The sequence below is a fragment of the Mariniflexile litorale genome, from assembly GCF_031128465.2.
Classification (GTDB): Bacteria; Bacteroidota; Bacteroidia; order Flavobacteriales; family Flavobacteriaceae; genus Mariniflexile; species Mariniflexile litorale.
The window spans coordinates 533,753-552,733 of sequence record NZ_CP155618.1; the positions used below are offsets into that span (position 1 = coordinate 533,753).

The 18,981-nt window shown below is 32.8% G+C and carries 18 protein-coding genes; 8 read left to right on the forward strand and 10 right to left on the reverse strand.

Features of this window, described 5'->3' with window-relative positions; genetic code table 11:
* Window position 1: 1 nt before the first annotated feature.
* From QLS71_RS02085 to QLS71_RS02100, 4 genes are all read right to left on the reverse strand, one after another.
* Window positions 2-2,623, reverse strand: a complete 2,622-nt coding sequence (locus tag QLS71_RS02085; protein WP_308991189.1) for a glucosidase — start codon at window positions 2,621-2,623, stop codon at window positions 2-4.
* 256 nt (window positions 2,624-2,879) lie between these two features.
* Window positions 2,880-3,878, reverse strand: a complete 999-nt coding sequence (locus tag QLS71_RS02090; protein ID WP_308991188.1) for a glycoside hydrolase family 43 protein — start codon at window positions 3,876-3,878, stop codon at window positions 2,880-2,882.
* Between the two features lie 74 nt (window positions 3,879-3,952).
* On the reverse strand, window positions 3,953-4,750 hold the full coding sequence (locus QLS71_RS02095) for a lysophospholipid acyltransferase family protein (RefSeq protein WP_308991187.1): 798 nt from the start codon (window positions 4,748-4,750) through the stop codon (window positions 3,953-3,955).
* Between the two features lie 49 nt (window positions 4,751-4,799).
* Window positions 4,800-5,441 (reverse strand): CoA pyrophosphatase, encoded by a 642-nt coding sequence (locus QLS71_RS02100; RefSeq protein ID WP_308991186.1) that lies wholly within the window; start codon window positions 5,439-5,441, stop codon window positions 4,800-4,802.
* 3 nt (window positions 5,442-5,444) lie between these two features.
* On the opposite strand from QLS71_RS02100, the gene QLS71_RS02105 reads away from it, so the two are divergent.
* Window positions 5,445-6,158 carry a peptidylprolyl isomerase gene (locus QLS71_RS02105; protein ID WP_308991185.1) on the forward strand — a complete coding sequence of 238 codons (714 nt, stop codon included), beginning with the start codon at window positions 5,445-5,447 and terminating at the stop codon, window positions 6,156-6,158.
* A gap of 38 nt (window positions 6,159-6,196) precedes the next feature.
* On the opposite strand, the gene QLS71_RS02110 is transcribed toward QLS71_RS02105, so the two are convergent.
* Both QLS71_RS02110 and QLS71_RS02115 read right to left on the reverse strand, forming a co-directional pair.
* A complete protein-coding gene (locus QLS71_RS02110) occupies window positions 6,197-6,823 on the reverse strand; it encodes a trimeric intracellular cation channel family protein (protein WP_308991353.1) in 627 nt (208 codons plus the stop codon).
* A 92-nt stretch (window positions 6,824-6,915) separates the two neighbouring features.
* A complete protein-coding gene (locus tag QLS71_RS02115; RefSeq protein ID WP_308991184.1) occupies window positions 6,916-7,641 on the reverse strand; it encodes an RDD family protein in 726 nt (241 codons plus the stop codon).
* A 35-nt stretch (window positions 7,642-7,676) separates the two neighbouring features.
* On the opposite strand from QLS71_RS02115, the gene QLS71_RS02120 reads away from it, so the two are divergent.
* From QLS71_RS02120 to QLS71_RS02145, 6 genes are all read left to right on the forward strand, one after another.
* On the forward strand, window positions 7,677-8,654 hold the full coding sequence (locus QLS71_RS02120; protein WP_308991183.1) for a stage II sporulation protein M: 978 nt from the start codon (window positions 7,677-7,679) through the stop codon (window positions 8,652-8,654).
* Window positions 8,654-9,574 carry a hypothetical protein gene (locus QLS71_RS02125; RefSeq protein ID WP_308991182.1) on the forward strand — a complete coding sequence of 307 codons (921 nt, stop codon included), beginning with the start codon at window positions 8,654-8,656 and terminating at the stop codon, window positions 9,572-9,574. Before QLS71_RS02120 ends, QLS71_RS02125 begins: the two co-directional genes overlap by 1 nt.
* Window positions 9,567-10,289 carry a hypothetical protein gene (locus tag QLS71_RS02130; RefSeq protein WP_308991181.1) on the forward strand — a complete coding sequence of 241 codons (723 nt, stop codon included), beginning with the start codon at window positions 9,567-9,569 and terminating at the stop codon, window positions 10,287-10,289. Before QLS71_RS02125 ends, QLS71_RS02130 begins: the two co-directional genes overlap by 8 nt.
* On the forward strand, window positions 10,282-11,502 hold the full coding sequence (locus QLS71_RS02135) for a DUF4350 domain-containing protein (protein WP_308991180.1): 1,221 nt from the start codon (window positions 10,282-10,284) through the stop codon (window positions 11,500-11,502). Before QLS71_RS02130 ends, QLS71_RS02135 begins: the two co-directional genes overlap by 8 nt.
* Window positions 11,502-12,500 (forward strand): MoxR family ATPase, encoded by a 999-nt coding sequence (locus QLS71_RS02140; RefSeq protein ID WP_308991179.1) that lies wholly within the window; start codon window positions 11,502-11,504, stop codon window positions 12,498-12,500. Before QLS71_RS02135 ends, QLS71_RS02140 begins: the two co-directional genes overlap by 1 nt.
* A 78-nt stretch (window positions 12,501-12,578) precedes the next feature.
* Window positions 12,579-13,910: a DUF58 domain-containing protein gene (locus tag QLS71_RS02145; RefSeq protein ID WP_308991178.1), complete on the forward strand. Its 1,332-nt coding sequence runs from the start codon at window positions 12,579-12,581 to the stop codon at window positions 13,908-13,910.
* 58 nt (window positions 13,911-13,968) lie between these two features.
* Here the strand turns inward: QLS71_RS02145 and QLS71_RS02150 are convergent, their stop codons facing one another.
* Window positions 13,969-14,439, reverse strand: coding sequence for a Dps family protein (locus QLS71_RS02150; protein ID WP_308991177.1), 471 nt, complete (start codon window positions 14,437-14,439; stop codon window positions 13,969-13,971).
* A gap of 104 nt (window positions 14,440-14,543) precedes the next feature.
* Here QLS71_RS02150 and QLS71_RS02155 point away from each other — a divergent pair, with 104 nt between their 5' ends.
* A complete protein-coding gene (locus tag QLS71_RS02155) occupies window positions 14,544-15,485 on the forward strand; it encodes a LysR substrate-binding domain-containing protein (RefSeq protein ID WP_308991176.1) in 942 nt (313 codons plus the stop codon).
* A 93-nt stretch (window positions 15,486-15,578) separates the two neighbouring features.
* Here the strand turns inward: QLS71_RS02155 and QLS71_RS02160 are convergent, their stop codons facing one another.
* The 3 genes from QLS71_RS02160 to QLS71_RS02170 form a co-directional block, all read right to left on the reverse strand.
* Window positions 15,579-16,565, reverse strand: a complete 987-nt coding sequence (locus QLS71_RS02160; protein ID WP_308991175.1) for a hypothetical protein — start codon at window positions 16,563-16,565, stop codon at window positions 15,579-15,581.
* Complete coding sequence (locus QLS71_RS02165; protein ID WP_308991174.1) at window positions 16,540-17,583, reverse strand: cytochrome c peroxidase; 1,044 nt, start codon at window positions 17,581-17,583, stop codon at window positions 16,540-16,542. Before QLS71_RS02165 ends, QLS71_RS02160 begins: the two co-directional genes overlap by 26 nt.
* 78 nt (window positions 17,584-17,661) lie before the next feature.
* Window positions 17,662-18,462 (reverse strand): MbnP family protein, encoded by an 801-nt coding sequence (locus QLS71_RS02170; protein WP_308991173.1) that lies wholly within the window; start codon window positions 18,460-18,462, stop codon window positions 17,662-17,664.
* Window positions 18,463-18,981: the final 519 nt, after the last annotated feature.

Below are 18,981 nucleotides of genomic sequence, written 5' to 3' on the forward strand. Positions count from 1 at the left end.
ATTAATCAGCGTCCATTTCCATAATTAAATTAGCTATTAAAGCGGTCCATCCTGTTTGGTGTGATGCGCCCAAACCTTTACCGTTATCACCATCGAAAAACTCATAAAACAGGTGTAAGTTTTTAAAATGTTCATCATTCGAGAACTGCTTATTAGCACTATCAGCATGGTATTGAAACTTCCCATCTCCATTTGCTTCAAACAGTTTTACCAAACGTTTTGTAAGCTCATTCGCAATTTGTTTCAGATTGAGTTTATTACCTGAACCTGTAGGGAATTCGTATTGATATGTTGGCCCATAGAAAGTGTAATATTTACGCAACGACTGAATAATCATGTAATTTAAAGGCATCCAAATAGGTCCGCGCCAATTGGAATTACCACCAAACATATTAGAGCGACTCTCTCCAGGTTCATATTGAATTTGATGATGCCCATGATGCTCGAACACAAATGGATGTGCTTCGTGATACTTAGATAGTGAGCGAATACCATAATCTGATAAAAATTCATCTTCATCTAATAAACGCTTTAGTAAGTGCTCTAATCTAAAACCACGCATGAGGGCAAATAGATAATTACCTTCAGCATTGGCATCATCTAAATTTGTAATCAATGAAGCTAAATCTGGACGGGTTCTAATAATTTCGTTAGCTCTAACCCTAAAATCCTTTAATTCTTCAAATAAATCTTTATGCATAATTTCTACAGCAAACATAGGTATCACCCCTACCAATGAACGCACTTTTAAACGACTTGTACTACCATTATCCATTTCTACCACATCGTAATAAAAATTATCTTCATCATCCCAAAGCGAAATATCTTTCTTGCCTATGTGATGCATGGCCCAAGCAATATTAAGAAAATGCCTAAAAAACTTTGCCGCAGATTCTTCGTAAATTTTATTAGTTTTTGAGAGTTCTAACGACATGCGTAGCATATTAAGCGTAAACATAGCCATCCAACTAGTAGCGTCGGCTTGTTGCATTCTAGTAATACCAGGAGGCATGTGGTTACGGTCGAATACCCCAATATTATCTAAACCTAAAAAGCCTCCTTCAAATAAATCAGTCCCATTTTTATCTTTTTGGTTTACCCACCAGGTGAAATTGATGAGTAGTTTTTGGAAGGCTTTTTCTAAAAATTCAGTATCTCCCTTCCCTGTATAATTTTTATCTTTTTCATATACATTCCAAACAGCATACGAATGTACAGGTGGGTTTACATCACTAAAATTCCATTCGTAAGCTGGAATTTGTCCATTGGGATGCATGTAATTTTCTTTGAGCACCAATAACAATTGCTCTTTGGCGAAAAAAGGATCTATTTCTACAAAAGATGCCATATGGAAAGCTAAATCCCAAGCAGCATACCATGGATACTCCCATTTATCAGGCATGGAAATAACATGCCTATTCGTAAGGTGTTGCCAACTGTAATTTCGCATGTTGGCTCTTTCGGGTTTCCCTTCACCTGGACCACCAAATAACCATTTAAAAACATCATTATAATAAAATTGTTTGGTCCATAATAAACCAGAAAAAGCACTTCTGGCAATGGCTTGATGTGTTTCTGGAATGTTGGTTTTAATCGTTTCGGTGTAAAAGTCTTCACATTCGCTAATACGATCGTGAAAAATGGCATCGAAATCTCCCCAAGGCTCTTTTACTTTCTTTTTACTTAAGCGTACTTTTATGGTTTTCTCTTCGCCTGCTTCTAATTTTAGTTGATGCCAAATAGCAAATTTAGAGCCTGCTTTTTCCGGATTTACAGTTGATTTTCCATCGACCACATGGTCATTAATACCATCTTTTACATATTTAACATCATTTTCAAAGTTATAAATACGCATGTTATTGGTTTCATTATCACAAAATAACTGTTCACCATTTTCGTGATATAAATAATATCTTCCGTTTCTAATACTTCGAGATTGTACGCTATTATCTGAAACAGATTTCATACTAGGTCGTTCATAACGTTTGTTGTGTTTCCAAAAGTTACGAAACCATAAATGTGGGAGCACATGAATATCAGCTGCTTTAGTGCCTCTATTCACCACAGTAACTTTCATAAGAATATCATCTACGTTGGCTTTAGCATATTCTATATAACAGTCAAAATAAGCATTATCTTTAAAAGCATCAGTATCTAACAACTCGTATTCAAGTTCCAGACGCCCACGTTGATTACCATTTACCAAATCGCCATACGGAAATTCACAATGTGGGTATTTATATAGATACTTTGAGTAGGAGTGTGTAGGTGAGGATACTTGGTGAAAATAAAGCTCCTTCACATCTTCCCCGTGATTACCTTGGTTGTTGGTAAGTCCGAATAAGCGTTCCTTTAAAATGGGGTCTTTACCATTCCAAAAAGCAGGTGCTAAACACAAAATTTCTCGTGAATCGCAAAAACCACCGATGCCCTCTTCTCCCCAACGGTAAGCATTACTACGTGCTTTTTCATGGTCTATAAATTCCCATGCTTCTCCATGATTACTATAGTCTTCTCTAACAGTTCCCCATTGTCTCTCCGCTAAGTAAGGCCCCCATTTTTTCCAGTTTTTATAGTTATTAGGGACTTTTAATCTTTCTGCTTCAGAACCTTTTTGAATCATATATTTGGTATATAAGTTTTGTGTGTAATAAAAGTGTAAAGCCTAATACAAATTTCAAATAGCAACTAGATGACAGATTTGAAATCTTTGATTTCCAATAGGCTATCAAATAAAAATAAGACTTTTTATTTGAAGTTAAAACCACTGTTAAAAGTATTGCCTAATTGCTGTTTTTATTAGGACTTATTTAATATCTTGTAAAAAAACAGCCAATAAATTAACAAACTCATTGGGCGTTATTAAAGCAATTCGTAAACTAATCACCTTCTTTTTGCATAAAATCGGGAAAACCACTAGCTGTCCATTTCACGACTCTTGCTCGTGTAGCACGATTAGGATCGGATAATTCATGCCCTTTAATACCTTTATAATCTCGGGCGTGATATATCATGATTATATTTTTACCATCTTCTGAGATTGTAAACGAATTATGTCCTGGACCATAACGCTTCAAATCTTCATTAGTATAAAACACAGGTGCTGGCGATTTATGCCAATTATTAATATCGAGTAAGTTGGCATTTTCATCTATCCACAACAAACCTAAGCAATAATTTTCATTTGTGGCACTTGCCGAATATGTCACAAATATTTTACCATTCTGTTTAATTACTGCGGGCCCTTCATTGACATTATATTTCATGCGTTCCCAACTAAACTCGGGTTCGGTTATCACCACTTCTACTCCTGTTAATGTTGTAGGGTCTTTCATTTCAGATAGAACTAAAGCGGTACCATGCTCCCCGCCTCTAACATTTTGTGCCCATATAAGGTAACGTTTTTCGTCATGCTCAAAAGTTGTCGCATCTAATGAAAAAGATTCTTTTTGCGTTTTTATCTGTCCTTCTTCTACCCACTCACCTTCCATAGGGTCTGCTGAAGAATTAGACAGTACCCACATTCTAATATTCCAAATATTTTCGGCTTCACCAGCTGCAAAATAAATATACCATTTTCCATCTATTTTATGTAGTTCTGGTGCCCAAATATGATGCCCCATCATCCCTTTGTCATGTTTTAACCAAATGATCTTTTCCTCTGCCTCCCTTAAACCATTAATTGATTTTGATTTTCGTAACACAATTTTATCATATTCTGGCACTGTAGCAATGAGGTAATATATGCTATCATCAGCTTTATAAACCCATGGGTCGGCACGCTTTTCTGCTATTGGATTATTAAACGCTACGGTTTGAGACAGTAATGAGTACGGTAATGCGATAGTTAATATGAATAATATTTTAAAAAAATGCATCTGAGATAATTTGAAGAATGATTTACATTAGAAACTTAAAACCAAACTATTTAATTTTTAACATAAAAGAAATACTACCATTCGCGGAGTTTATCCAATTCCTCTTGAGCCTTTAATTCTTTTTGAGAAATGACTTTTAAAAATGACGGATGTTGTTCTATAGCATACTCTATTTTTGTAACGATGTCATCCGTAGTTTCGTTATCATAATCAATTTCAAGTGGAGCTTTAATTTCAAACGATTGCAAGATGTTTTTCTTTTTAATACGCAAGCCCTTTTTATCGAACGAGCGTCTAAATCCATCAATAACAATAGGCACTACAATGGGTTTATAACGTTTAATTACATGTGCTGTTCCTTTTCTAATAGGTCTAAACGGTGTAGTTGTACCTTGCGGAAAGGTAATAACCCACCCATCATTTAAAGCTTTACCAATATTAGAGATATCGCTCATTTTTACTTGGCGGTTTACATCTTGCCCCTCAGATCTCCATGTTCTTTCGATGCTTATAGATCCCATATATGCCAATATTTTAGGCAACAAACCAGCTCTCATGGTCTCTTTGGCTGCTACATAATAGATATTTAGTTTGGGGTTCCATATATAGCCCACATTTTTAATAGAGTCTGTGCGTCCACTTAAACTTGCATTAAACACATGAAACATAGACACCACATCGGCAAAATAAGTTTGGTGGTTCGAAATAAACAAAACGTTTTTGTCTGGTAAGTTTTTTATAATTTCAGAGCCTTCTATTTGCAACTCATTAAACCCTCGAAAGCGTCTGTGGGTTAAAACTCCAAAAATTCTGATAAGCCACTTTTTTAAAAAAAGTATATGCCCAAATGGATTTCGTTTAAATAATCCCATAAATCACACGTCAAATTAGTTAGATGGTACAAATGTAATAAATCTTAAACTACATGAGTTGTTTTAACACGTCTTTAATCTCACTTAACATCATTGCTGTAGCTCCCCAAACCACATAATTATTAAGTTCAAATGCAGGGACCTCAACTTCAACACTATACGAGGTATTTACTTTTTCTGAAATGATATTGGCATCATCTAAAAAATGATTTAAAGCGACTTCAATAACAGCTTCAACTTCTTCATCTTGCTTTATAAATTGTGGCGTTTGCTTCGAAATTCCTATAAACGGATGCACATAAAAATTGCTTGGAGGGATGTAAACTTCTGATAATGCTCTTAATACTTCCATGTCTTTGATGGGTACACCTACTTCTTCAAAGGTTTCCCTTATAGCCGCTGCTTCTAATGAAGTATCATATGCTTCTAATTTTCCACCAGGAAACCCAACTTGTGCTGAATGTACACCTTTATATGTTTTCCTAAGAATTAAAACCAAGTATGTTTCTTGGTTGACATCGGGATAAAACAATGCCAATACCCCTGCCCTTTTTGCCGTTTTTATAGCGTCTTCTTGTTGTTTTAACAGTTCTTGCCTAAATGGCGGCACCATTTTAAACTGAGATGCTTGGGCTGGTAACGGTATATTTTTTATTTTTGAGATTGCTATTAAAAAATCATCAAAATTCATTCTATGAGACTTATATTACTATTATGTGTTTTCATTTTATTTCTAAATTGTGAAGATAAGAAAAGTAAAAACAAAATAAATTCTAAAAAAGAAATTACAACTGTTATAAAAGAAGAAGGCTTAACAGGAGACGAAGACACCACTGATATTGAAAATCGCAGCTTCCCCAAATTAAATTCTAAAAATGCCATGGAGTTTTTTTTGCAGTACGACCAGGCTCATAAAGAAAACAACGTGCGTTTAACAACCGACTTTGGAACTATTGATATTTTATTATTTAATGAAACCAAATTTCATCGTTCTAACTTTATATTTTTAACTAAACAAAAATATTTTAACGGCACCCAGTTTTATAGAGTGATTAATGATTATATGGTGCAAGCAGGAAATAGTGATGATAAAAAAACAGCTAATAAACGTAATTATATAGGTAAATATTTATTGCCTCCCGACACCAAACTCGGACTTAAACACGATAGAGGTGTGGTGTCGATGCCCAGTAGCGAAATAGACAACCCACACAAGTTAGCATCACCTTATGAATTTTTTATTGTTCAACAACAAGGAGGCTCTCACTTTTTAGATGGCGATTATACCATTTTTGGGAAAGTGACTAGCGGTATGGATGTGGTAGATAAAATTGCAGCTGTTGAAACCGACGCTGGCGATTGGCCACAACACAATATATATATTAGAAATGTGGAGATTATTGATTGATTATTTTTTATTGTGGATTGACTATTAAAATACTACCACTAATTTTCTAACTTTTCAACTTCATGTTTATACAAACTAGGCAAGCTAATTTTAAACTTGACCGCAATTAAGCGTACAATAATAACTACCGAACCCGAAATTATAAACGTTATATAATTCTCTATAGGCAATGCTCGTAGTATAAAATAGGCGAAACCTCCTAAAATACAGGCCGTTGCGTACACTTCCTTTCTAAAAATAACGGGGATTTCATTACAAAGAATATCTCTAATAACACCTCCAAAACAGGCAGTTATAGTACCTAAAGCAATACAAATAATGGGGTGTAACCCCATTATCAATCCTTTTTGTATCCCTACTACTGTATATAGGCCGATACCAATGGTATCAAACAGAAATAAAGATATCCTTAAATAATTAAGACGTTTTCTAAATATAATAGCAAAAATAGTAGCTCCTAGAATGACGTAAACATAAGTCATATTTAACATCCACGTTACAGGAGTTAACCCTATGAGAACATCTCTTACGGTTCCACCACCAATGGAAGTTACAAAGGCAATAATTAGCACTCCAAAAGGATCCATTCTTTTTTCTAATGCCACCAACACACCTGAAATGGCAAAAGCGAAGGTTCCGAATATTTCTATAATTTGAATAAACATCATGATTTGGGTGTTTAGGTGTTTAGGTGTTTAGGTGTTTAGGTGTTTAGGTGTTTAGGTGTTTAGGTGTTTAGGTGAAAAAAAACTTTAACCTACATGTTTTGGGTATAATAATTATAATCCTTTAAAATGGTGTTTATAAAATCGATATCGTATAAATTAGATTCTATATTTAGCACTCCAGACACTTTATTCCTTAATAAGGTAAGTGTTTTAAAATCGTTATTCTTTTTTGAAATGATAAAAGCTTCCTTAATAATACGAACATCTTTATCGGTTAATTGGATTACGTTATTAAAAACGGGTTGATAATCCACCTCAAGATCTTCTAAAATGGTACTTGTAATTTTATGTTTCTTCTTCACACTAATAACGACGGTTCCTGCTGCGGCATCACCAACACGTTGCTTTTTATCTGATAACAAGATGCTTAAAACACCTATAGAAGCAAAAAACAACCAAATATCGACAATACGCAACATCCACCTAACAAGCAAATTATACCATTGGGTTGGTGCACCATCTAAACGTACCACTTTTATTTTCATTATCATTTTTCCTATGGTTTGTCCGCTAAAAAGAATGTGACACAACACTGAATAAAAAAGGGCTGGCAAGGTAATCAAACCTAGAACACCACGTTTAGTCCAATCGTCTGTATTAAACATATCCGAAAGTGCCACCAAATTTTCCATAAGAGTGATGTAGGTTAGCAAAATAAGCCCATCAATTAAGAATGCTACAAAACGCTCGCCTAAACCAATTAATTTATAATCTAAATTAACATTTTGTGCTGTGTTAATTGCTAAATTGCTCATTGAAATGTATATTCGTTTCTAATTAAAATAGTTTTATGCGCGAAGCATCTTTCGTGAAGCAAAATAAAGAAAAATGGCTGGTTTTTGAAAACGCATTACATAATAATGCAAAAATAAATCCAGACGACTTAGCTTCATACTACATTCACCTCACTAACGACCTTGCTTACGCGCAAACGTATTACCCAGAAAGTAAAACTTTGCTGTACTTAAACTCGTTAGCATCAGAGGCGCATCAAAAAATTTACATCACCAAAAGAGAATCGAAAAACAAGATTATCTCTTTTTGGAAATATGAATTCCCGCTATTTTTCATTAGCTATCAAAAAACCTTACTTTATACGTTCTTAATATTTATGGTAGCGGTTTGTATTGGAACTATTTCAACTTTAAACGACGATTCGTTTGTGCGTTTAATTTTAGGTGATGGCTATGTTAATATGACCATTGAAAATATTGAAAAGGGCGAGCCTATGGCAGTTTACAAAAGTGGCAGCAATATTGGGTCGTTTTTAGGCATTACTATCAATAATATTCGAGTGGCTATTATGGCATTTGCATTTGGAGTCTTTTTTAGTGTGGGTACCATTTACATCCTGTTTAGCAATGGCATTATGCTAGGTGCTTTTATTAGCTTTTTTTACAACTATGGTATTTTGGAAAAAACATCGACCATTTGGCTGCACGGTACTATTGAAATTTCAGTCATTGTGATTGCGGGTTGTGCAGGCTTGGTTATGGGAAATAGTTTTTTGTTTCCAAAAACATATTCCAGGCGTGTGGCATTTACCAAGGGTGCTAAAGACGGATTGAAAATAGTGGTAAGCACCATTCCGTTTTTCATCATTGCAGGATTTATTGAAGGTTTTATTACCCGTTATGGCGAACAAATGCCATGGATACTATCTTACAGTATTATAGCTTGCTCGCTGTTTTTAATTGTATTTTATTACGTTATTTACCCCATGAAACTAAATAATGCTTACCTGTTTGAACTTAAAAACATTAAATAGTGAACAACGCCTACATAGAACTCCGCAACAGAAATGACTTTGGTGATACCATAAACACCTATTTTTTATTTCTTAAATATAACTTTAAAAAATACACCAGCTTGTACTTACGTTACAATGCCATAAGTATTATTCTTTTAATAATAGCCTCTTATTTATTAGTAACAGGTTTTATGGGTTTAGCCAGTAGAGATTTTAGATTTGGAATGACTAACGGCGGTGACCAGAACATTTATTTAATTATCGGTGCTGTTTTTTTGGCTCTCATAATATTTGTTACAACCCTTATAAATTACAGTTTTTCTAGTTCGTATATGGCTGAATATGTAAAAAACACAGGGCAAGTGGAATCAAAAAACGTATGGCAAAACATTAAAATAAACTTAGGGCCTATCATTTTATTTATCTTTTTGGGTATTGGTCTTTATATTGGTTATTTTATAGTGTCTATTATTTTTGCATTCATTCCTTTAATAGGGATGTTGGTTCAATATGGACTTAGTTTTCTATTAGCTGCTTTTTTTGGATTGTCATTCATGGCTATTTTTTCAGAAAACAAAGGGTTAACTAATGCACTGTCTGAAGGTTTAACGTTTACCTTTTCAAGTTTTGGCAAAGTGATTCTTTTTGGGTTAGTAATAGGTATTTTAAATTTAATGATTACTATGCTTATCATTTCCATTCCTGGTTTCATTATTGGTATTTACGTCTATTTTTCATTAGAAAGTCATGTAGATCTAGCTACGAATGTATTTGCAAGTCTGGTATTTACCTTGGGATTTGCCATGTTTTTGTTAGCGTTTATTTATTCACAGGCTTTATCACAAATAGCTTATAGCGTTTTGTATTATAATATATTTGAAGAAAAAAATAATATTTTCTTAAAAAACAAAATTGAGCAAATAGGCATTAATGAATAATAAGAAATACCACATTTCGTTAATTACATTTGGCTTGTTTCTTTGCAATAGCTATTCTTTTTCTCAAGACAGTATTCAAAAAGATTCTTCAAATATTAAGGTTCTCTATTTTAAAGACGCCATCAAAGAACGCTATAAAGGCGATGATTTTAACTACTCTATAAACGACACTGGTGGTATAAATTTGTTACAACGTGTTTTACAGAAATTCTTTGGGTGGTTGAGTGATGTTTTTGGTTTTGACATCGATTTTATTAATTATAAAACCTTAGAATATATTGTGTATGGCTTCTTAGGAATTGCTGCTTTGTATTTAATTATTAAATTTTTAATGCAATCGCCTATAAATTCGGTTTTTAAAACGGAAGTACAAGATATTAGTAATTTTAAATATGTTGAAGAAAACATTAAAGATGTTAATTTCGATCATTTAATTGAAGCTGCATTGAAAGAGAACAACTACCGTTTGGCAACGCGTTATTTATATCTAAAATCTTTAAAATTACTTACCAATAAAAATATTATTGAGTGGCATTACGATAAAACAAATAGCGACTACATAAACGAAATTAAAGACGAACACACCAAATCGGTATTTAAACGTATTTCTTATTTATATGATTATGTTTGGTATGGCGAATTCCCTATAGATGAAGCTATTTACACAAAAAACCAATCTGATTTTGACAAACTAAACGCTCTTCAGCATGGATAAACGATCTAAAATAGCATTGTATGCCATTGGAGCGGTAATCGTTTTGATGATGATTGCAGAAATAACCAAACCCAAAGCCTTGAATTGGCGTGACTCTTACGCTGCTGCTGATAAAATTCCTCTGGGTTGTTATGTGCTTTTTAATGAATTAAAGGAAGTTTCAAGCAAACCAATTTCAGTTTCAACCAAAACAGCTTTTGAAGGTTTAAAAGATTTTGAAGGAAAAGAAAAAACTGTTCGCCTGTTTATAAATAATGGCATTTCGTTTGATAAGCAAGACTCCGAATCTCTTATTAAATATGTTGAAAACGGTAATTCAGTATTTATAAGTACTAATTATATGTATGGTATTTTAAGTGATACTTTAAATATTAGAATCGGAACAGATTATAATAATTTCTTCAAAAAACCATCTTTAAATAGCTTTACTAGTCCGAATTTAAAAACCAACGAACGCCACTTTAAAGACGTTATTGAAAACAGCTTTTTTATAAGTTTGGACACTATAAATGCAGTTGCGTTGGGTACAACCAAAGTTGAAAAAACTGAAAAAATTAGTGCTGATTCCGTTCCTGATACCAACATCAACTATATTAAAGTTCCTTTTGGGAAGAATAACGGTGCGTTTTATGTACACACCAACCCATTTGCGTTTAGCAACTACCACCTATTAAACGGTAATGAAAATTATGCAGCAACCGTATTATCATTTTTGCCAAAACATCAAATTATTTGGGATAACTATTATAAAAGTGGACGCAAGGTTATTACAAGTCCGTTGCGTTTTATACTTCAAAACCAAGCTTTAAAATGGGCATTCTATATTGCTATGCTATCATTAATTCTTTTTGTTATTTTTAGAGGAAAACGTACCCAACGCATCATTCCGGTTATAGAACCGCTAAAAAATGCCACATTGGATTTCACTAGAACTATTGGCGATTTGTATTATCAACATGGCGATTTTACTAATATTATCAATAAAAAAATTCAATATTTTTTAGAGCAAATACGGACCAAATATTACTTAAATACGAATGAATTAAATGAAAATTTCATTTCGAAATTAGCCATAAAATCATCCAACAAAATAGAAGACACCAAAGCTTTAATAGATTATATGGTGTATTTAAAATCAAAATCGAACCACACGGAAACCGATTTAATTCAACTAAATAAACACATGGAATCATTCACAAAAAACACAATCTAATGGAAGAACAACCAATTGAAAATCAAGATATAAATTTTGAAAGCAGGCTCGATTTAAAACCTCTTCAAGAACATGTTGAGGCTATTAAAAAAGAGATCGGCAAAATAATTGTTGGGCAAAATGAAATGATTGAATTACTTATTATTTCATTGCTTTCAAACGGACATGCCTTAATTGAAGGTGTTCCTGGTGTTGCAAAAACAATCACAGCTAAATTATTAGCAAAAACATTAGCTGTAGACTTTAGTCGAATTCAATTTACACCCGATTTAATGCCGAGTGACATTTTAGGAACTTCTGTATTTAATATAAAAACCAATGAGTTTGAATATAAAAAAGGTCCTATTTTTTCAAACGTCATTTTAATTGATGAAATAAACCGTGCACCTGCAAAAACACAAGCTGCTTTGTTTGAAGTCATGGCAGAACGGCAAATTACTATGGATGGTACCAAATATATCATGGAGCCACCTTTTTTAGTATTTGCTACCCAAAACCCGATTGAACAAGAAGGCACGTACAGATTGCCAGAAGCACAATTAGACCGCTTTTTATTTAAGATAGATGTAGATTATCCTACCCTTGAAAACGAAATTCAAATTTTAATGGAAAACCACCAGCGACATGATGTGTTGGATTTCGATGCTGTGATTCCCGTTTTAAATGCCCAACAAATTAAACATTATCAAAATTTAATAAAACAAATAGTTGTTGAAGACCACCTTATTACCTACATCGCATCTATTATAAGCAACACTAGAAACAATGCTAACTTGTATTTAGGAGCTTCACCAAGAGCCTCTATAGCAATATTGAACGCTGCTAAATCGAATGCTGCGATTCAAGGTAGAGATTTTGTAACCCCAGAAGACATTAAACGTTGTACCAAAGCCGTTTTAAAGCACCGATTGGTTTTAACTCCAGAACGCGAAATGGAAGGTTTTACTGTTGAAAAAGTTATTGAACAAATTTTAGAAACTATTGAGATTCCAAGATAAATTTTTAATTAGATATAAGATCGCTGTGCTGTTAGAAACAAGAATAAAGACTTTTATAGTCATGGCAAAAATTAATAAATGAAACGCTTTTTCAAAAATACCTACTTGAATACACACTTTTTTATTGGCGTGAGTGTTCTTGTTTTCCTATTTATTCTGGCATATATTTTTCCAGGGTTATTGGTTATCGCTCAAATGTTATTTTTTGTTTTTGTAAGTTTATTAATCGTTGATTCCATACTGCTATTCAAACAAAAAGGGATTTTAGCATCTCGAATTTTACCTGAAAAATTAAGTAATGGCGATGACAATCCTATTGAAATTTCACTACAAAACAATTATAATTTCACAAGCGATGTCAAGTTAATTGATGAACTGCCTTTTCAATACCAAAAACGCGATTTTGAGATAGATACCCAACTCCAAAAACAAACTAGTAAAAAAATAACCTATACCCTAAGACCTTTAGAGCGTGGTGAATATTATTTTGGTAACTTAAACCTGTATGCCAACAGTCCGATTAACTTAATATCTAGACGCTTTCAATTTGGTAAAGATGCTATGGTACCTAATTACCCATCATTTTTACAATTAAAGAAATACATGCTTTTAGCCTTTTCTAACAAGATTTTTGAGTACGGTTTAAAAAAGATTCGTCGTATTGGACATACTATGGAATTTGAGCAAATAAAAGATTATGTACAAGGTGACGATTTGCGAAACATAAACTGGAAAGCCACTGCAAAAAGCAGTAAGCTTATGGTGAACCAGTTTCAAGATGAACGGTCACAACCTGTTTACAGCGTTATTGATAAAGGCAGAGTTATGAAAATGCCTTTTGAAGGCTTGAGTTTGTTAGATTATGCCATAAACGCATCTCTAGTAATAAGTAATGTTGCTTTAAAAAAACAAGACAAAGCAGGTCTTTTTTCATTTTCAAGAAAAGTTGAAAACCGTGTGGTTGCCGAACGCAGACCATCACAAATGAACACCATTCTTGAAACACTTTATAATTTGAATACCGATTTTGTCGAATCAGATTTCTCAAGATTATATATTGATGTAAAACGACATTTGAATCAGCGAAGTTTACTTTTGTTGTACACCAACTTTGAAACTTTAGATGCTTTGTACCGACAATTACCTTATTTAAAAGCCATTGCTAAAAATCATTTATTGGTAGTTATCTTTTTTGAAAACACAGAACTTCAAAGACTCACTCATAAAAGCGCTGATACTACCTTTGAAATATTCGAAAAAACCATTACCGAAAAATTTATTTACGAGAAAAAACTAATTGTAAACGAACTTCAAAAACATGGTATTCAAAGTATTTTAACAGCACCAGAACATTTAACAATTAATACCATCAATAAGTATTTAGAAATAAAAGCTAGAGGGTTGTTGTAATAAAAAAGACCCTCAAATAATTTGAAAGTCTTTCTTGTTATTAATCAATCCAAAGTTATTAGCTTAACCAAGCTTTCATCATCCAAACTGTTTTTTCTTGTTCTGTAATAAAATCGCTCATCATAGAGTTGGTACCTTCATCATTTGCATCACCTGATTTATCTAAAATAGCACGTTCAATTTTTAATAATTCAGTCAGCGATTCAACAATTAAAGTCACTGCTTTTTCATCTTGAGATATATTTTTACCTACGGGTACTTGAGCATTTTCTATATAATCTGTAAAAGTATGCAGCGGTGTTTCTCCCAAAGTCAATACACGTTCGGCAATTAAATCTACTTTCATATTTGCATCGGTATATAACTCTTCAAACTTAACATGTAGATCAAAAAATCGTTTTCCCTTTATATTCCAGTGAATACCTCTTAAATTCTGATAATAAATTTGAAAATTAGCTAACAAGTTATTTAAATCATTTGCTAATTCTTTTGCTTTTTGAATGTCTAATCCGATACTGTTTAATTTCATAATAAGTTATATTTTATTCTACCACAAATTTAATCTATAATTAACAGCAATATCGATAGGTTTTATTGATAGTTTTTATATTTTTATAAGCTAAATTGATACACATGACCATTACGCAATTATACTATGTTTTAGCAGTAGCTGAAAACCAAAATTTCACAAGGGCAGCAGAAAAATGTTTTGTTACCCAACCTACCCTAAGTATGCAAATACAAAAACTGGAAGAAGAACTAGATATTCTAATTTTTGATAGAAGTAAAAAACCTATAGAATTAACAGATGTGGGCAGAAAAATAGTCACCCAAGCTAGAAACATTGTAAACGAATCGTATAGAATACAAGATATTGTAGACCAGCAAAAAGGATTTATTGGTGGCGAATTTAAACTAGGTATTATACCAACGGTAATGCCAACATTGTTACCTATGTTTTTGAAGAATTTCATAAAAAAGCATCCCAAAATAAAGCTTAAAATAGAAGAGTTAACAACCGAGGAAATTATTGAACGCTTAAAAGACGGCCATTTAGATGCTGCCATTGCCGCCACGCCTTTAGAAGATGAAAATATAAAAGAACGCGTACTTTACTTTGAACCTTTTGTGGGCTATATTCCTAAAAACCACAGACTTCATACTAATAAAAAAATTGATGTCGCCGATTTAGATATAAGCGATATGTTACTACTTGAAGATGGGCATTGTTTTAGAGATGGTGTTATTAATTTATGTAAAGCTTTCAAAAACCAATCCGACGAACAGTTTCAGTTAGAAAGTGGTAGTATTGAAACCTTAATAAAATTATCTAACGAAGGTTTAGGTATGACGCTTCTTCCTTATTTACACACTTTGGATATTAATGAGAAAGAAAAAGAAAACCTTCATTATTTTAATGAACCTTCTCCTGCTAGGGAAGTCAGTCTTATTTATCATAAAAGTGAATTAAAAATGCAAATCATTGAAGCTTTACAAGATGTTATATCTGGTGTGGTTCGTGGCGCTATTGCATTTCAAAATGTGAAGATTATTAGTCCGTTGCCTTCAAAATAAAAAGAATCGTCATTACGAGCATATTAAAGTAATCTGTATACTAAATTTTAAAGATTACTTCCTGATACTTTCTCGCAATGACGATTAACTATTTTACAACATATAATTCAAATAGAGAGAAAATTTATTTTTAGAAGTTACATTATCTCCAAAAAGGTGTTGACTTACAGGAAACGTATAATTGGCACCGACTATAAATTTATCAATCTTGAATTCTGAACCAAATGTACCATTTACCATATTTCCATCGGTATCTGCCAGCCTTTCATTATACTGTTTAATAGAATTATAAACATCTCCTGAAATGCCTAAAAACGGACTTAAAGCCGATTTTTTAAACGGAACATTATAATACACATTGGAGGCATAACTAAATTGATTCCCGAATTGATATTCGTTTTTGTTTTCTGTTTTTAAATAATAAGTTGCCGTTGTATTAACACCCAATTGGTTTTTTGAATACGTATGCATTAAAGAAAAAATAGCATCAACGCTTCCTGTACCAACTTGAAACCCTGGATTTATTCTGTTAGTTAAACTTTCTTCAAAAGCACCTGTTGGCAATTTTACACCCAAGCCAACATTTAGTTGATGTCCCGAAGCTTCTCTTTCTTCATCTTCAGTATCTTCGGCTTGCTTCTTATAAAACGTCATTTTATACCAACCTATTATTGAGGCATCACCCAACCCATTTCTACGCTCATTACTAGCTTCAAAAACTCTATTTAAATCTTGATAGGGAATTATAGCATTTAAGGAAAAAACTTCGGTAATAGGAAGCCTTCCCCAAAGTTGATATGTATTAAAATATTCTTTACTTGTTGGTGAATTACTAAAAATACCATTTTTAGACTCAAAATTTTGATACATGTATCTTACACCTACAAAACTCACATTGCCTAAAGTTCCAAAACTGGAACTCCCACCACTGGTTGAACAACCACATAAATCACAAAAAAATTCAAACGGGTCATGATTGTGAGTTGGGTTCGTTTTAGCTTCATTCTGTAAAGGATTACATAAAAATAGTATCCCAAATAAAATTGTTTTTATATTAATATTCTGAAAATCTAACATCATTTAAAAATTCGTTATCTGTAAGTGTTTTTAAGAAAGCAATAATACTTTCTTTTTCATAGGCATTTAGTGTAATACCATAGGTGTTATCTGCTCTTAAAAGTAACGCATCTACATTGCCATTATCAACTGCCCCCGAATCATAAAAATCTAAAACAGCTTCCAAAGTTGCAAACCTTCCGTCGTGCATATAAGGATAGGTATGTTCAATATTCCTTAAACTAGGCACTTTAAACTTGTATAAATCATCTGAATTTTCAAAAACGGCATAACGCCCTTTATCCTCTAATTTTGGATTTATTGACAAACCATTGTTTCGATAAGATTGGTCTGAAAACAAATCGGTTGTATGACAAGATGCACATTTGTTTTGAAAAGTATTTAAACCATCGGACTCTTTTTGAGATAGTGTTACATTATTTTCTTTTCTAATATATTTATCATATTTAGAGTTTGAAGACACCATTAAAATCATGAATTGGGACAAGGCTTTAAGCATGTTTGCTGAATTAATTTCGCCATCATCAAATGCTTTACTAAATTGCTTTTTATAGTAGGAATCTTTTTTTAATTTTTCAAGCACGTTCGATAAGGTTTCTCCCATTTCTAAATCGCTTGTTAAGGGAATTATAGGTTGAAAATCTAAATGCGTCGCTGCACCATCCCACATAAATTCTTTTTGAAAAGCTAAATTTTGAATGGGTTGTGCATTTCGTAAACCAATACCTCCATTAACGCCATGACTTAAAGTGTGCCCATGGTGCGTAAAGGCAAAAGCCTGCTCGTGACAAAAAGCACAGGGAATGGAATTGTTAGCAGATAATCTACCATCGTAAAACAATTTTTTACCCAATTCAAATCCTTCTTCTGTTAAAGGATTGTTTTCCAAATTATAAGTTATATCTGGAAAATTCGAGGGTAAATCAAACGTTAAAGGTTTAGGGACATAAACACCTTCTTCTTTTGAGCACGACATAAAAATTAACTGAACAAAAATAATTACTAAAAGTATTTTTTTCATTTTTAAGTTTTTATTACCAGTATAGAATAGCTAGGAAGTAATTTTCAAACTACTTCCTAGTATTTCCTACAACACGTATTAATTATTGTGTACGTGGTGTACTTCAAAAATGCCTTTTAAATTATTGGCAATAACGGGTGTTGTTTCTGCACTCGTATGTACTTGATTGTAACCGTCGGCAAAATTCACTGATGTGGTACCATCAAAAACCTTAGAAATATCGGCTTTAATATGTATTTCTGGTTGAGCCGTTTCTCGAACCCTCACCGTATTTGGAAATGTTAAAGTAACTTCTTTGTAATTATCTAAAGAAGTGCCGACACTTCCCATATGCAACGCCAAACTTCCATCAACAACAGCAGGAACAGCAATTGAAGAAGAATATGTACCATCAAAACGCATAAATCGGTAACCCGTTGCCCAAGCCCACATCATACCTGCCGCTTGTGCTTGTACTAAAAAATCACCTTGACCATCAGCTCCAAGTGCATAACGTTCTTGATCGATGCCTATACCAAATGTTACTTCGGTATAATCGGCAGCATCAACATCATTTAGTGTTATAAAAATTTCACCTGCATTATTACCATTAGCTTCGTCTACAATAAATAGGTTACTTGATGAAGGGTATGTAAAAACGTTACCTTTAGAGTCTTTAACTCTAACGTTACTTATGATGTATTTTAAGCTAGTAAGTTTGAAAGATTCTCCATTAGATTTAGTGTATGATGTTCCAAAAATAAAATCTTGGTCGCCTACTGCATTATCGAATTTTAAAGTTAAAGTTCCTGTTTGTCCTTCTAAATTTTCATCATCTGATGAACACGATATGATTGATACGCATAGCAACAGTGCTAACGCTATTTTCGTTATTTTCATGTGTTTAAAATATAATATTGAAGTGCTATTATGGGCAAGCACTAAAAAGCCTTGTAAAAAAACTAAATATTAAATGTTACACAATGGGAGGTTTGTAAGCAAAGGAGGTATGTAAAAAGGAATAGGTATTAGCATACCTAAACAATTCTTTTTTTGAACTATAAATAACAAGATTAGTAAAATTAAAATCTTGATGTTTAGATATATATACGGGTAGAAATGACTCAAATATAACTCTTAAAGACTTAGTACTATCATCATCATTACTAGTTGATGAATCACTGAGTTGATTTGCTAAATGGCATTTACCATTACACTGAAACTCTGGTTTATCTTTATTAACACAGTATTTTTGAATAATCGCATCTATATTCAATTCAAAATAAACCAACTGTCCAATATAATATGCTGGACGAATGGAAAAGCAAAATAAAAGGAATATAGTAATTAACTTTTTCAGCTGTTTTATTTTTTGCAAATATACAATTCAATTAAAACTACAGCCATTTATTCTCAAAA

Excerpts from the sequence above, each read along its gene's own strand:
- QLS71_RS02085 (WP_308991189.1), bottom strand. The coding sequence starts at position 2,623 with ATGATTCAAAAAGGTTCTGAAGCAGAAAGATTAAAAGTCCCTAATAAC.
- QLS71_RS02090 (WP_308991188.1), bottom strand. The coding sequence starts at position 3,878 with ATGCATTTTTTTAAAATATTATTCATATTAACTATCGCATTACCGTAC.
- QLS71_RS02095 (WP_308991187.1), bottom strand. The coding sequence starts at position 4,750 with ATGGGATTATTTAAACGAAATCCATTTGGGCATATACTTTTTTTAAAA.
- QLS71_RS02100 (WP_308991186.1), bottom strand. The coding sequence starts at position 5,441 with ATGAATTTTGATGATTTTTTAATAGCAATCTCAAAAATAAAAAATATA.
- QLS71_RS02105 (WP_308991185.1), top strand. The coding sequence starts at position 5,445 with ATGAGACTTATATTACTATTATGTGTTTTCATTTTATTTCTAAATTGT.
- QLS71_RS02110 (WP_308991353.1), bottom strand. The coding sequence starts at position 6,823 with ATGTTTATTCAAATTATAGAAATATTCGGAACCTTCGCTTTTGCCATT.
- QLS71_RS02115 (WP_308991184.1), bottom strand. The coding sequence starts at position 7,641 with ATGAGCAATTTAGCAATTAACACAGCACAAAATGTTAATTTAGATTAT.
- QLS71_RS02120 (WP_308991183.1), top strand. The coding sequence starts at position 7,677 with ATGCGCGAAGCATCTTTCGTGAAGCAAAATAAAGAAAAATGGCTGGTT.
- QLS71_RS02130 (WP_308991181.1), top strand. The coding sequence starts at position 9,567 with ATGAATAATAAGAAATACCACATTTCGTTAATTACATTTGGCTTGTTT.
- QLS71_RS02135 (WP_308991180.1), top strand. The coding sequence starts at position 10,282 with ATGGATAAACGATCTAAAATAGCATTGTATGCCATTGGAGCGGTAATC.
- QLS71_RS02140 (WP_308991179.1), top strand. The coding sequence starts at position 11,502 with ATGGAAGAACAACCAATTGAAAATCAAGATATAAATTTTGAAAGCAGG.
- QLS71_RS02145 (WP_308991178.1), top strand. The coding sequence starts at position 12,579 with ATGAAACGCTTTTTCAAAAATACCTACTTGAATACACACTTTTTTATT.
- QLS71_RS02150 (WP_308991177.1), bottom strand. The coding sequence starts at position 14,439 with ATGAAATTAAACAGTATCGGATTAGACATTCAAAAAGCAAAAGAATTA.
- QLS71_RS02155 (WP_308991176.1), top strand. The coding sequence starts at position 14,544 with ATGACCATTACGCAATTATACTATGTTTTAGCAGTAGCTGAAAACCAA.
- QLS71_RS02160 (WP_308991175.1), bottom strand. The coding sequence starts at position 16,565 with ATGATGTTAGATTTTCAGAATATTAATATAAAAACAATTTTATTTGGG.
- QLS71_RS02165 (WP_308991174.1), bottom strand. The coding sequence starts at position 17,583 with ATGAAAAAAATACTTTTAGTAATTATTTTTGTTCAGTTAATTTTTATG.
- QLS71_RS02170 (WP_308991173.1), bottom strand. The coding sequence starts at position 18,462 with ATGAAAATAACGAAAATAGCGTTAGCACTGTTGCTATGCGTATCAATC.